Source organism: Massilia sp. 9I (genome assembly GCF_902506415.1).
GTDB lineage: Bacteria > Pseudomonadota > Gammaproteobacteria > Burkholderiales > Burkholderiaceae_D > Telluria.
Window position 1 is genome coordinate 2891275 of the sequence record NZ_LR733275.1, and the last position, 14051, is coordinate 2905325.

11 protein-coding genes are annotated in these 14051 nt (G+C 66.9%); 3 read left to right on the forward strand and 8 right to left on the reverse strand.

The window, feature by feature from the left end; translation table 11 throughout:
• Nucleotides 1–5 precede the first annotated feature (5 nt).
• Together GV068_RS12960 and GV068_RS12965 are read left to right on the forward strand one after the other, a co-directional pair.
• Complete coding sequence (locus tag GV068_RS12960; protein ID WP_159698207.1) at nucleotides 6–716, forward strand: YafY family protein; 711 nt, start codon at nucleotides 6–8, stop codon at nucleotides 714–716.
• A gap of 53 nt (nucleotides 717–769) precedes the next feature.
• Nucleotides 770–1138 (forward strand): VOC family protein, encoded by a 369-nt coding sequence (locus tag GV068_RS12965; RefSeq protein ID WP_159698210.1) that lies wholly within the window; start codon nucleotides 770–772, stop codon nucleotides 1136–1138.
• Between the two features lie 7 nt (nucleotides 1139–1145).
• Here the strand turns inward: GV068_RS12965 and GV068_RS12970 are convergent, their stop codons facing one another.
• From GV068_RS12970 to GV068_RS13005, 8 genes are all read right to left on the reverse strand, one after another.
• The gene (locus GV068_RS12970) at nucleotides 1146–2282 is read right to left on the reverse strand and encodes a deoxyguanosinetriphosphate triphosphohydrolase (protein ID WP_159698213.1); all 1137 of its coding nucleotides are present in this window, start codon (nucleotides 2280–2282) and stop codon (nucleotides 1146–1148) included.
• Between the two features lie 5 nt (nucleotides 2283–2287).
• The gene (gene aroKB / locus GV068_RS12975) at nucleotides 2288–3931 is read right to left on the reverse strand and encodes a bifunctional shikimate kinase/3-dehydroquinate synthase AroKB (protein ID WP_229464554.1); all 1644 of its coding nucleotides are present in this window, start codon (nucleotides 3929–3931) and stop codon (nucleotides 2288–2290) included.
• Between the two features lie 134 nt (nucleotides 3932–4065).
• On the reverse strand, nucleotides 4066–6156 hold the full coding sequence (locus GV068_RS12980) for a hypothetical protein (RefSeq protein WP_159698219.1): 2091 nt from the start codon (nucleotides 6154–6156) through the stop codon (nucleotides 4066–4068).
• A 53-nt stretch (nucleotides 6157–6209) separates the two neighbouring features.
• Nucleotides 6210–8381 carry a type IV pilus secretin PilQ gene (pilQ, locus tag GV068_RS12985; protein ID WP_159698222.1) on the reverse strand — a complete coding sequence of 724 codons (2172 nt, stop codon included), beginning with the start codon at nucleotides 8379–8381 and terminating at the stop codon, nucleotides 6210–6212.
• Between the two features lie 8 nt (nucleotides 8382–8389).
• On the reverse strand, nucleotides 8390–8926 hold the full coding sequence (locus tag GV068_RS12990; RefSeq protein WP_159698225.1) for a pilus assembly protein PilP: 537 nt from the start codon (nucleotides 8924–8926) through the stop codon (nucleotides 8390–8392).
• Nucleotides 8923–9621 carry a type 4a pilus biogenesis protein PilO gene (locus GV068_RS12995; protein WP_201303289.1) on the reverse strand — a complete coding sequence of 233 codons (699 nt, stop codon included), beginning with the start codon at nucleotides 9619–9621 and terminating at the stop codon, nucleotides 8923–8925. Before GV068_RS12995 ends, GV068_RS12990 begins: the two co-directional genes overlap by 4 nt.
• 4 nt (nucleotides 9622–9625) lie before the next feature.
• Complete coding sequence (locus GV068_RS13000) at nucleotides 9626–10273, reverse strand: PilN domain-containing protein (protein WP_159698228.1); 648 nt, start codon at nucleotides 10271–10273, stop codon at nucleotides 9626–9628.
• Nucleotides 10270–11334: a pilus assembly protein PilM gene (locus GV068_RS13005; protein ID WP_159698231.1), complete on the reverse strand. Its 1065-nt coding sequence runs from the start codon at nucleotides 11332–11334 to the stop codon at nucleotides 10270–10272. Before GV068_RS13005 ends, GV068_RS13000 begins: the two co-directional genes overlap by 4 nt.
• A gap of 354 nt (nucleotides 11335–11688) precedes the next feature.
• Between GV068_RS13005 and GV068_RS13010 the strand changes: the two genes are divergently transcribed.
• Nucleotides 11689–14025 carry a penicillin-binding protein 1A gene (locus GV068_RS13010; RefSeq protein WP_159698234.1) on the forward strand — a complete coding sequence of 779 codons (2337 nt, stop codon included), beginning with the start codon at nucleotides 11689–11691 and terminating at the stop codon, nucleotides 14023–14025.
• The last annotated feature ends 26 nt before the right edge of the window (nucleotides 14026–14051 follow it).

The following is a 14051-nucleotide window of genomic DNA, read 5'->3' on the forward strand; positions in this document are numbered from 1 at the left end:
CCCCGATGACCCGCGCGCAGCGCCTGCTCGCCCTGCTCCAGGCCCTGCGCGCGCACCGTTTCCCCGTGACCGGTGAGCGCCTCGCCCAGCAGCTCGGCGTCAGCCTGCGCACCCTCTACCGCGACATCGCCACCCTGCGCCAGCAGGGCGCGCGCATCGAAGGCGAGGCCGGCATGGGTTACGTGTTCAAGCCCGGCTTCATGCTGCCGCCCCTGATGTTCGGCGAAGACGAAATCGAAGCCCTGGTGCTGGGCGGACGCTGGGTAGCGGAACATGGCGACCCCAGGCTGGCGCAGGCGGCGCGCGAAGCGGCCGACAAGATCGCAGCGGTGCTGCCGGAAGCGCTGCGCCAGGCCTTCGATCACAACGGCCTGCTGGTCGCGTCGTCCCTCGAAGCCAGGCCCGGCGTGCACATGGCGGCGATCCGCAGCGCCATCCGCGCCGAGCGCAAGCTCTTTCTCGACTACCGCGACGAACGCGGCGCCAGCTCGCGCCGCACCGTGTGGCCGGTGGCGCTCGGCTTCTTCGAACGGGTGCGTGTGCTGATCGCCTGGTGCGAGCTGCGCAAGGACTTCCGCCACTTCCGGCTCGACCGCATCCTCGCCCTGGAAACCGGTACCGAAGGCTTCCCACGCAGCCGCGCCGCCCTGCTCGGGGCCTGGCGCGCAGCTGAAGGGGTCCGCCACCCGCAAGGCCAGGCTGCTGACAGGAACTGACAGTGGGGCTCCCTACACTGGGAACACTGTCAACCACCTGAAGGAAGCACACCATGCTGAACCCGAGCTATTCCCTCCTCTACGTCGCCGCCCCGGAAGCGAGCGCGCGCCTGTACGCCGCCCTGCTGGACGCCCAACCGGTCGAAGTCTCGCCGACCTTCGCCCTGTTCGCGCTGGGCGGCGGCCGTATGCTGGGCCTGTGGTCGCGCGACAGCGCCGTCCCGGCCAGCGACTTCCACGGCAGCAGCAGCGAACTGGGTTTCCGCGTCGAGAGCCGCGCCGAAGTCGACGCCCTGCATGCGCGCTGGCGCGGCCAGGGCGTGGACATCCTGCAGGCGCCGGCGCGCGTGGACTTCGGCTACACCTTCACGGTGGCCGACCCCGACGGGCACCGCCTGCGCGTGTTCGCACGCGAAGAATAAGCAGGACTCAGAGCGAGTCGAGCGAGAAGATGCGCCGGTGTTCCTTGATCGCGTAGCGGTCGGTCATGCCGGCGATGTAGTCGGCGATCTTGCGCGCCTGCTGCAGGGTGTCGCCGGACGCCACCTGGTAGTCCGGCGGCAGCAGCACCGGATCCGTCATGAAGGCCTCGAACAGCTCGCGCACGATGCGGCTGGCTTTCACGCGCATGCGGTTCACCTGGAAGTGCCGGTAGAGGTTGGCGTACAGGAAGCGCTTCAGGGCCGTGGTCTCGGCCCGCATCTCGGGCGAGAAGCGGATCAGGGGCGGCGCTGCGCGCACGTCGTCGATGCTCTGCGGCGCCGCTTCCTTCAATAGCGCGGCCGAGGTCTCGACCAGGTCGGCCGTCATCGCCGTGATCATCAGGCGGATCGTCTCGTACAGCGCGCGCCGGCCCGGCAGCCCCGGGTACTGGGTTTCCACCATGCGGCGGTGGCGCGCGAACAGCTCCACCTCTTCCATCTGCGCCATCGTCAAGAGGCCCGAGCGCAGGCCGTCGTCGATGTCGTGGTTGTTGTACGCGATCTCGTCGGCCAGGTTGGTCAGCTGGGCTTCCAGGCTGGGCTGGCTGCGTTCGAGGAAGCGGCGTCCCAGTTCGCCCAGCTGGCGCGCGTTGTTCACCGAGCAGTGTTTGAGGATGCCCTCGCGCGTTTCAAAGGTGAGGTTCAGGCCGTCGAAGGCGCCGTAATGCTCTTCCAGCTCGTCCACCACGCGCAGGCTCTGCAGGTTGTGTTCGAAGCCGCCGTAATCCTTCATGCACTCGTTGAGCACGTCCTGGCCCACGTGGCCGAAGGGCGTGTGCCCGAGGTCGTGCGCCAGCGCGGTGGCTTCGACCAGGTCTTCGTTCAGCTGCAGGCTGCGCGCCAAGGTGCGGCCGATCTGCGCCACCTCGATCGAGTGCGTGAGCCGGGTGCGGAACAGGTCGCCCTCGTGGTTGAGGAACACCTGGGTCTTGTACTCGAGGCGGCGGAAGGCGGTCGAGTGGATGATGCGGTCGCGGTCGCGCTGGAACTCGCTGCGCGATCCTGCCGGCGGCTCGATGTGCGTGCGGCCGCGCGACTTCGACGAATGGGCTGCGTAAGGGGCGAGGCGTGCGTCGAAGTCCATGGTGCTCAATTCTCCGGTTGGCCCACGCAGGCATCCAGCGTGGCGCGCAGGGTGTCCAGGGGGACGGTCGTGATCGACGGACTGCCCAGGGGCTTGAGCAGGATGAACTTGATCTCCCCGCCCTCGTTCTTCTTGTCGACCGCCATCAGCTCGATCCAGCGCGCGTGGCCGAGGTCCGGCGCCACCACGGGCAGGCCGGCCGCCTGCACCAGGCTGCGCACGCGCTCCACGGTAGCGGCGTCGATGAGGCCCAGGCGCGCCGACAGGTCGGCCGCCATCACCATGCCGCAACCGACCGCTTCGCCGTGCAGCCAGGTGCCGAAGCCCAGGCCCGCCTCGATCGCGTGGCCGAAGGTGTGGCCGAAATTCAGCACGGCGCGCAGGCCGCCCTCGCGTTCGTCCTTGCGCACCACCTCGGCCTTGATCTCGCAGGAGCGCGCGATCGCGTAGGCCATCGCTTCCGGCTCGCGCGCCACGAGCTTGGCGATATTCGCCTCGATCCAGTCGAAGTAGGCGGCGTCCAGGATGGCGCCATGCTTGATCACTTCGGCCAGCCCGGCCGACAGCTCGCGTGGCGGCAGGGTGTCGAGGGTGGCGGTGTCGGCGATCACGGCGCGCGGCTGGTAAAACGCGCCGATCATGTTCTTGCCGAGCGGATGGTTGATGCCGGTCTTGCCGCCCACCGAGGAATCGACCTGCGACAGCAGCGTGGTCGGCACCTGCACGAAAGGCACGCCGCGCATGTAGCTGGACGCTGCGAAGCCGGCCAGGTCGCCGATCACGCCGCCGCCCAGCGCCACGATCGTGGTCTTGCGGTCGCACTTGTGTTGGAGCAGTGCGTCGAACACCAGGTTCAGCGACTGCCAGGTCTTGTGCTCTTCGCCGTCGGGCAGGACGATCTCGACCACTTCACGGCCGGCCGCACGCAGGGCGCCGGCGACGCGCGCCAGGTAGAGCGGCGCGACGGTGGTGTTGGTGACGATGGCGGCCTTGCTGCCGTCGACGTGGCGCGCCAGCAGCGCGGCGTCGTCGAGCAGCTTGGGGCCAATCGTGATCGGGTAGCTGCGCTCGCCCAGTTCGACGTTGAGGATGGTGGGTGCGGGTGCGCTCATTGCATTCATCGGGTCGCTTGCCGCCCGGCGCGCCTGGGCAGCCGCTCCTGCGGCCTCCAGCGCGGCGAGCTGGTCCAAAATGGTCTGTACCATCGATTGTACGTTAGGTCGGCCGGTATCGATGACCAGGTCCGCAATCTCGCGGTACAGGGGGTCGCGCTGGGCCAGCAGCTCTTCCAGCTTGGCGCGCGGGTCGGCGGTCTGCAGCAGCGGGCGGTTCTTGTCGTGCGAGGTGCGCTGCAGGATGCTGCCGATCGCGGCGCGCAGGTAGATCACGGTGCCGTGCTCGGCCAGCAGCGCGCGGCTGGCCGGGTTCAGCACGGCCCCGCCGCCGGTGGCTAGCACCAGGCCGTTCTGTGCGCTCAGCTCGCGGATCATGTCCGCTTCGCGCCGGCGGAAGCTGGCCTCGCCCTCGATCTCGAAGATCCACGGAATCGAGGCGCCGGTGCGCGCTTCGATCTCGTGGTCGGAGTCGACGAAGCGCATGCCCAGCTTGCGCGCCAGCTGGCGCCCGATGGTGGTCTTCCCCGCCCCCATCAGGCCGACCAGGAAGAGGTTGTTGTTCTTGGGATGAGGCACTGCCAGGTCCGCAGAAATAAAAAAGACGGCCAGTATAGACTGGCCGCCTCTTTTTGCGTCAAAACTGTGACGGGCCCGTGCGGCCCGCTTCCTTAGTTGTACTTGAAGGAATAGGTGGTGATGATGCCGCGCGGGGTCGAGATACGCACGCCCACGTTGCCGGCCGCGCAGGATGCGTTCGGCTTGACGTTGACCGCGTGGATGGTGCCGCCCACGGCATTGGTCGACGGGACCGTCGACGGCGACATGCTGCTCACCGTCACATTGGTAAGGTCCGCAGTGGCGACGGCGGTGTCGGCCGGCATCGGGTTGTTGTTCACGTCGGTCAGGCGGAAGCGCAGCTCGACATCGGTGCAGGTGCTGCCGCTGATGCCCTTCAGTTCCAGCGGATCGCCGTCGGCCGTGGTCCAGTCGCGCCAGGCGCTGCCGGTCCAGAACTGGCGGATCAGGCGCGGGTGCGAGCCGCTGAACACGATCTCGAAGCTGCGGCGGATGTAGTTCAGGCCCCACTTGCCGTCGCCGTCCTTCTTGTAGCTGGTGCTGTTGTAGGGGAACGGCAGGTCGCCCTTCGTGCCGTCGTAGACGCCGTCGGCGTCGACATCGAGGAAGGGATCGCCCATGTCGCCGGACTGGCCCATCGACGCCGTCGGGAAGGGCTCACCACCGCTCGGGCAGACATCCACCAGGGGACGGTAAGGCGTGGTGCCGGTGTAGCCGCTGCAGCTGTACTGGCCGTCGCCGTTGACGTCGACGAAGTTCTCGATGCCCTGGGCGTAGGCCAGCACAGTCACGCGGCCGTCGAGCGGGCGGAAGGCCTGGCTACGCAGGCTCGCCGAGCAGCCGCCGTCCTTGGTCAGGCAGCCGCCCTGCGCCGAGGTGCCGATGGCGCCGCCTTCGGTGACGAAGTTGATGGCGGTGTTGTCCGAGACGGGGTTGCCGTATTGGTCGGCCATCAGCACGGTAATGCCGGTGGCTTCGTTGTCGTACTCGAGGCCTTCGATGTTGTACTTGGCGGCGCTCATCGACATCGCCTTCTGGATCGGCAGGCCGGTCGAAATGGTCAGGGTGTCGGACAGGCCGGTCAGGCGCACGCCGTTGCGGCTCGCTTCGGCGTTCACCCGCACCGGGGTCGGGATCGTACCTGAGGACACCGTGGTCGAGACGTTGCCGGCGGCGTCGGTAGTGGCGCGGGTCGGCGACACGGTCAGGCCGCCGGTGTTGGTGGTGGCGCTGAAGCTGACGTCCACGCCGGCCAGGCCGGTACCCTGCTGGTCGACCACCTTGAAGCTGATCTGGGCCGCTTCCTGGCGGCCCTGGCCGCCCGAGCCCTTCAGCACGATCGAGCTGCCGGTCACGCTGCTGCCGGTGAACTGGATGGCGCCGATGTTGGCCGGATCGACGTCGATGCCGATGGTCTGGATCGAGGAACCGATCGAGACAGTGATGATGTCGCGGCCGCGCAGGCAGCCCTTGTTGGTGTAGGTGGCAGTCTGGACGCCGTTGGCGAAGCTGCCCGGCACCAGGGTGGCGGTGCCGTCGGCCACGCACTGCGACGTCAGGACCAGGCCGGGAGCCGCGCTGGCCGGCTGGCCGCCGGTGGTGACCGGGATCGCCAGCGCAGCGGTGCCGAAGGCCGGCAGGCGGCCGGTCGGGGCCGGCGAGAAGCTCAGGGAGCCGACGGTCAGCGACGCAGCGCCGACGGTGAAGTTGGTGCTGGCGCTGGCCGTCTTGCCTTCCACCACCGCGGTGGCGGTAACCGACAGCGCGCCGGCCGAGGTCACGCCGGCCGGGCGGACGGTGACGGTGGCGATGCCGTTGGCATCGGTCAGGGCCGAGCCGGTGTCTGGCGTGAAGCTCACCAGGTTGCTGGTGCTGGTAGTGAACTGGACGATGACGCCGGCGGCTGGCTTGCCGGCTGCGGTCAGCACCGAGGCCTTGACCGTCGCGCTCTGGGCGCCCGACAGCAGGGTCACGTTGGCGCCGCTGGCATCGGTGAGGGCGATGTTGACCTTCGGATCGGCCGTGACCGGGGTGCCGCCGCTACCGGTGCCGCCCGAGCCGCTGCCGGTAGTGCCCGGGTTGCCGCCGCCACCGCCGCAGGCGGTCAGGATGGCAGCCGCCAGGCCAATCGCGGTCCAACGGCCGATCGACGCCAGGGCGTCCTGTTTCGCTGAGTGGTGCATGACTTCTGTTCTTCCTTTTGTTGTGTCGTTTGCGTTGTCTCTTGCGCGGGCGTTCAGCGGCCCGCGGCGGCGTCGGTCACGATCTTCGGCGTGATGAACACCAGCAGTTCGGTCTTGGTGCTTTCGCGGCCCGTCGACTTGAACAGGTAGCCGAGCACCGGCACGTCGCCCAGCAGCGGCACCTTGTTCACGTTGTTGCGCTCGGTCTGCTGGTAGATACCGCCGAGCACCACCGTGCCGCCGTTTTCGACCATCACCTTGGTCTTCACGTGCTGCGTGTTGATCGCCGGGCCGGCGCGGGTTTCTTCACCCTTCGAATCCTTGTTGACGTCGACCTCGAGCACGACGTTGCCGTCCGGCGTGATCTGCGGCGTCACTTCCAGGCGCAGGTTGGCCTTCTTGAAGGTGATCGAGGTGGCGCCGCTGCTGGTGGCGACCTGGAACGGCAGTTCCACGCCCTGCTCGATCACGGCGATCTGCTTGTCTTCGGTGACCACGCGCGGGCTCGAGATGATCTTGCCCTTGCCGTCCGCTTCCAGCGCCGACAGTTCCAGGTTGAGGAAGCGGTTGGCCGCCGAGGAGAACAGGCTGAAGGCCAGCGAGGAAGCCGGGGTGCCGCCGATCGCCGCGGCCGGCAGGTTGACCATGGTGGTGTTGGTCCAGGCATTGCCCTCGTCCGGGGTCTGGCCGGTGACCTGGCCCACGCCCTGCAGGTTGCCGCCGATCGCGATGCGCTCGTTGCCGCTGATCTGGTAGCCGGCGTCGCCGCCGCGCAGGTTGCGCATGTCGGCGAAGCCCAGCTTGGCGCCGAGGTTGCGCGAGAAACCGTCGTTCGCTTCCACCAGGCGCGCTTCGATCAGCACCTGCTTGGAGGCGACGTCGGTCTTCTGGATCAGCTTGCGGATGTCTTCGATCTTGGAGGCGATGTCGGTCACGAACAGCTGGTTGGTGCGCGGGTCGATGATGGCGCTGCCGCGCTTGGACAGCACACGGTTCTTGTTGTCGCCGGCGGCCGAAGCGCCGCTCGCATCCAGGCCGAACACGGTACGGAAGGCCTCGACCTTCTGGTAGTTCAGCTGGAAGATCTCGGAGCGCAGCGGCTCGAGGTCGGCGATCTGGGCGCGCTGCTCGAGCTCGAGCTTTTCCTTGGTCAGCAGTTCTTCCTTGGGCGCGATCCACAGCACGTTGCCGTTCTTGCGCATGTCCAGGCCCTTGGCCTGCAGCACCACGTCCAGGGCCTGGTCCCAGGGCACGTCGCGCAGGCGCAGGGTCAGGTTGCCGCTGACGGAATCGCTGGTGATGATGTTCAGGCCGGAGATGTCGGCGATCGCCTGCAGCGCGGCGCGCACTTCGACGTTCTGGAAGTTGAAGGACAGCTTCTCGCCGCGGTAGCCGGTGGTGGGGCTGCCTACACGGTTCGGGTCTTCCTTGACCGGGCGCACATCGACGATCAGCTGGGTGTCGCTCTGGTAGACCGACTGCTCCCAGGCGCCTTGCGCATCGATGGTCATGCGCACGTTCTCGCCTTGTGCGGCGGTGGTCACGCGCGTCACCGGAGTGCCGAAGTCGGTCACGTCGAGGCGGCGGCGCAGGGATTCCGGCAGGCCGGTGCGCATGAAGTCGACGATCACCTGGTTGCCGGCCTGGCGCACGTCGACGCCGACCTGGCCGTTCGGCAGGTCGACCACGACGCGGCCTTCGCCGTTGCTGCCGCGGCGGAAGTCGATGTCGCGCAGGGTTTGGCGGGCTGCCGGGGCCGGGCTTCGCGCGACCGGCAGGCCGGACGCGTTCACGGCCTGGGCCACGCCGCCCGAGCCTTCGACGGTGACGATCACCGACTTGCCGTCGATGGCGGTGGCGTAGTTCAGCGCGCGCGCCAGGTTCAGCACCAGGCGGGTGCGTTCGCCGGCCTGCACCACGTTCAGGCTGCGTACGTCGCCCAGGTTGATGTCCTGGGAGGTCTTGCCGGTGGCGTTGACGGTGGCGCCGAAGTCCAGCGCGATGCGCGCCGGGTTGGTGATCGAGAAGCCGATCGGCGGCTTGGCCGGGGCCTCGCGCATGGCGATGTTCAGCACGACGTTGGCGCCCTGCTGGTTGGCGGTGATCGACTCGATGGCGTTGCCCTGCGCCGCTGCCGCGCCGGCGGCAAGCGTCATCAGCAAAGCGGCGCCGCAGCGCGCCAGCCAGGCCGGCACGGTGAGTCGGAGGATGGTGCGATTGTTCATGCCTGGGGTCATTTCCCGGTCTCCTTGCTTTCCGCCAGCTCGATCGTCGCCTTGCGCTCGACCCAGTCGCCGGTGGCGTCCTGCACTACTTCCCTGATGTCGATCGCGCCGTCGCTGATGCGCGTGACCAACCCGTGATTCTGTCCGATGCGCTGGCCCGTCTTGACCTGGTAGATCGACGCGTCGATCTGCACCAGCGCGTAACTCACGCCGCCCTTTTGCAGGGTGCCGACCATGCGCATGGTGTCGAGCGGGTAGTTCTCGAGCACTTCGCGCGGACGGTTGAGGTTCGGCGCCAGCGGATTCGGGCTGGCGGCGGCCACGCGCGCCATCTCGCCCAGCAGCTTGGCTTCGCTGAAGGGTTCGACCGCGCCGCCCGGTTCGTAGGCGTAGGGGACGAATTCCTTCGGCTCCGGCAGCGGCTTCACCTGCGGCACGGTCTCGCGCTGGACCTTCTTCATCCAGTCGCGCACTTCCTGGACGTCGCCGTCGCCGCAGCCCGCGAGGAGCAGCGCCGCGCCGAATGTGCATAACAGCCGCATCATTTCGCCGCTCCCTTGTCTTCCTTGTCCTTGGCTTTCTTGCCCTTGCCTTTGCCCTTCTTGTCGTCGCGCGACTTCTTCTGCGCGCTGATCTCGTCGGGGTCGAGGTAGCGGAAGGTCTTGGCCACCGCTTCCAGCTGCAGCGTGCCGTCCTTGGCGCTCAGCACCATGTTGTTGAGCGTGACGATGCGCGGCAGGTTGGCCATGTCGGCGGCGAAGGCGCCGACATCGTTGTACTTGCCGCTCACCTTGATGTCGATCGGCAGTTCGGCGTAGTAGTCGCGGATCACTTCCTGGCCCGGCTTGAACAGCTCGAACTGGAGGCCGCGGCCGACGCCGGACTGGTTGATGTCGGACAGCAGGTCCGCCATCTCGGATTTGCTCGGCAGCTGCTTTTCCAGGCGCAGCACGTACTGGTCGACCTGGGCCTTCTGCTTCTGCAGGGCTTCCAGGTTGATGGCCTGGGCCATCTTGTTCTTGTATTCGGTGCGCAGCGTGGCTTCTTCCCGGGCGCCCTTCTTCTGCTTTTCGAACTGGCCGTCCCAGTAGAAGAAGTAGCCGAGGCCGATCACGGCCGCCGCCACGCCGGCCGCGCACAGCAGGCGCGGCGCCAGCGGCCACTGGCCGGGCTGGCGCCCCTGCAGGTCCTGGAACTGGGCGGCGAGCTGGGTGCCGAGGTCTTTGATGTCGATGTTCATGATGTCAGTCCGCGGCCTTGGCGACCTTGCGCTCGGCCGGCTTGGCGCCCTTGGCCGCGCCGGCGGGGAGTTGCGTGTCTTCCTGTTCGCGCAGGCGCTTGATCGCCACGTTCATCTGGAACTCGACCACCTTGCGAGCGTTCTTGCTCTTGTCCTTGTCCAGCGCGGAGACCTTCACCTCGGTCAGGTTCGGACGCTCCAGCCAGGGCGAGACGCCGGACACGTTGCGCAGCAGTTCGGCCACCCGTTCCTGCGACTGGGCGTAGCCGGTCAGGGTCACCTTCTGGCCTTCCTGGCGGAAGGACTTCAGGTACACGCCGTCCGGCGTCTGGCGCACCAGTTCGTCGAGCAGGTAGACCGGCTGGTTGCGGTCGCCCTGCAGGTCTTCGACCGCCTGCTGGCGCGCTTTCAGCGATTCGATTTCTTCTTTCAGCGTCTTGATCTCGCCGATCTTCTTGTCCAGTTCCGCGCTGGCGGTCTTGAGCACCAGGTTGCGTTCGTTCTGGACCGCGATGCGGCTGGCGTTCCAGGCGCCGACCAGCAGCACCACGGCGGCGCCGGCGACGCCGCCGGCGGCCAGCAGGGCCACGAAAGCCGTCTGCTTCTGCTTGCGCTTGGCTTCGCGGTGGGGGAGCAGGTTAATGCGGATCATCCGAACCTCCGCAGGGCCAGGCCACAGGCCACGAGGTAAGCGGCGCCTTCCTGGCGCAGCTGCTGTTCGCGCACCAGCGCGCCGTGCGACATGCCCTCGAACGGGGCCACGATGCTGCTCGGGATGCGGGTGCGGCTGCCGATCAGCTCGAGCAGGCCCGGCAGCGCGGCGCAGCCGCCGGCCAGGTAGAGCTGGTCGATCCGGGTGTAAGGGGTCGAGGTGAAGAAGAACTGGATCGCGCGCGTGATTTCGAGCGCGGCGCTTTCCAGGAAAGGCGCGAGCAGGTCGGCGCGGTAGTTCTCGGGCAGGTCGCCTGCCTTCTTGCGGGTTTCCGCTTCCTCGAACGAGAGGCCGTAGGCGCGCACGATGTCCTGGGTCAGCTGGTTGCCGCCGAAAGGCTGCTCGCGCTCGTAGATGGTCTCGCCGTTCTGCAGCACCGACACGTGGGTGGCCTGGGCGCCGATCTGGAACAGCGCCACGATCTGCTCGGGCTTGGCGCCGACCACGCGATCGAGCGCGGCGCGCGCGGCATACGATTCGATGTCCATCACGGTGGCGGTCAGGCCCGCCGCTTCGGCGATCGCCACGCGGTCTTCGACCTTCTCGCGGCGTGCGGCGGCCAGCATGACTTCCATGTCTTCCGTTGACGCCGGGGCCTGGCCGATGACGTCGAAGTCGAGGCTCACCTCGTCCAGCGCGAAGGGGATGTACTGGCTGGCTTCGGATTCGACCTGCACTTCCAGCTGGTCTTCGGACAGGCCGGCGGGCAGAATGATTTTCTTGGTGATGACGGCGGCCGGCGGCATGCCGAGCGCGACGTGGCGCGCCTTGGTGCCGCTCTTCTTCCAGACGCGGCGCACGGCCTCGGCCACCTGGTCGATGTTTTCGATGTTGCCGTCGACGACCGCGCCGCGCGGCAGCGGTTCGGCGGCATAGCGCTCGAGGCGCAGTTCACCCTTGCCGGCGTCGGCCAGCTCGACCAGGCGGACGCCCGACGTGCTGATGTCGAGCCCGGCCAACGGCGGACTGGACTTTCCGAACAAGGAACCTAGATTGATCACGAGCGTACTCCTTGGCTGCCCTTCCCGCCTGATGCAGGATCTCTGTTGAACGCCCGCGCGGGGATATGTCCTGTTAAATCACTTACTTGGTGCATATATATGAGGCACCGCGTTAGATCGTAGCGAAAAGGATGCACCCCGACAAGATATTTCTATGAGGGAACACATCAATCCGGCGCGTGCGCGCCACACTCTGGCGCGGAGTGTTATCAGCCCTGCCATGACCCTTAGTCGCTTGATATCGGGCCTTGTAATTGTTCCATTGCTTTCCCTTAAGTTTATGCTCAGCAGTGCGTGTGTCGGGTCTCGAAGGGCTGACTTATAATGGGACGGTTCAAGGGAGTAAAAACCAGTATGAAAGAGAAACAAAGCCCGGGCACGTCCCCGGCATCGAAGTACAGTCCCAAGCGCATCGTGCTGCTGGCGCTCGCGGCCATCAGTGGCCTCGCAGTCATCGGCGTGCTGGTGCTCGTGTTCGCGCTGGCGATGGCCTATCCGAACCTGCCCGCGCTCGACACCATTACCGACTACCGGCCCAAGATGCCGCTGCGGATCTTCACCGCCGATAACGTCCTGATCGGCGAGTTCGGCGAGGAGCGCCGCACCCTGGTGCATTTCAAGGACATCCCGGACGTGATGAAGAAGGCGGTGCTGTCGATCGAGGACGACCGCTTCTACCAGCACAGCGGCATCGACTATCTCGGCATCCTGCGCGCCGCGTTCAGGAACGCCACCGGCGGCTCGCGCCAGGGCGCTTCGACCATCACCCAGCAGGTCGCGCGCAACTTCTTCCTGTCGTCCGAGCAGACCTTCAAGCGCAAGGCGTACGAAGCCATGCTGGCCTGGAAGATCGAGAAGAACCTCTCGAAGGACCAGATCCTCGAGCTCTACATGAACCAGATCTACCTGGGCCAGCGCGCCTTCGGCTTCCAGTCGGCGGCCCAGATCTATTTCGGTAAGGACCTGCGCGACATCAGCATCGCCGAAGCAGCGATGCTGGCCGGCCTGCCGAAAGCGCCATCTGCTTATAACCCGGTGGTGAACCCGACCCGCGCCAAGACCCGCCAGCAGTACATCCTGCAGCGCATGCACGACCTGGGCTACATCACCGACGCCCAGTACAAGCAGGCCAAGGACGAGCGCCTCACCGTCAAGACCGACAGCACCGCCTTCGGCGTGCACGCCGAATACGTGGCCGAGATGGCGCGCCAGCTGGTCTACGAGCAGTTCAAGGAAGACACCTACACCCGCGGCCTGAACGTGTTCACCACCATCACCAAGGCCGACCAGGACGCGGCCTATCTCGCGGTGCGCCGCGGCGTGATGGACTACGAGCGCCGCCACCCCTACCGCGGGCCGGAATCCTATATCGAGATCCCGAGCGAAAAGGGCGAAGCCGACGAAGCCATCGAGGCCGAACTGGCCGAGCACCCGGACAGCGACAACATCGTGGCCGCCATCGTGCTCAAGGCATCGCCAAGCGAGGTGAGCGCCACCATCGCCTCGGGCGAAACCATCAAGATGAGCGGCCCCGGCCTGGCCTTCGCCAAGGCCTGGCTGTCGGACAAGGCGGCGCCGAACCGCCGCCTGCGCCGCGGCGCCGTGATCCGCGTGATGCAGGACGACGAATCGAACTGGGTCATCACCCAGATGCCGGAAGTGGAATCGGCCTTCGTTGCGGCCAGCACCGAGGATGGCGCGATCCGCGCGCTGGTCGGTGGCTTCGACTTCAACCGCAACAAGTTCAACCACGTGACGCAGGCCTGGCGCCAGCCGGGTTCCTCGTTCAAGCCCTTCATTTATTCGGCCTCGCTGGAGCGCGGCCTGTCGCCGGCAACCATCGTCAACGACGCCCCGATCAGTTTTGATGCCGGCCAGACCGGTGGCCAGGCCTGGGAGCCGAAGAACTACGACAACAAGTACGAAGGCCCGATGACCATGCGGCGCGGCCTGACGCAGTCGAAGAACATGGTCTCGATCCGCATCCTGAACAAGATCGGCGCGCGCTACGGCCAGGAATACGCGACCCGCTTCGGCTTCGACGCCGACCGCAACCCGGCCTACCTGACCCTGGCGCTGGGCGCCGGCTCGACCACGCCGCTGCAGATGGCCGGTGCCTACGCCGTGTTCGCGAACGGCGGCTACCGCATCAGCCCCTACATCATCTCGAAGGTGACCGACAGCGACGGCAAGGTGTTGTCGGAAGCGCGTCCAGAACGCGCCGGGGTCGAGGCCAACCGCGTGATCGACGCGCGCAACGCCTTCCTGGTCGACAGCATGCTCAAGGACGTGGTGCGCTTCGGTACCGCGACCAAGGCGCTGTCGCTCAAGCGTCCTGACATCGCGGGCAAGACCGGCACCACCAACGATTCGATCGACGCCTGGTTCGCCGGCTACAACCCGAAGCTGGTGGGCATCGCCTGGATCGGCTACGACCAGCCCAAGAACCTCGGCAACCGCGAGACCGGCGGCGGCCTGGCCCTGCCGATCTGGATCGGCTACATGGGCAAGGCGCTCAAGGGCCAGGAAGTGGTCGAGCGCGAAGTGCCGCCGGGACTGGTGCTGGCCAATGGCGAGTACTACTACGCCGAGACGCCGCCAGGCACCGGGGTGGCGACGCTGGACGTCGGCCCGCCGCCGGCGCCCGCCGAGCAGAAACAGCGCGACGCGGTCAGGAACGAACTGTTCTGATTTTTGACCGAATGGTAAAAAAATGG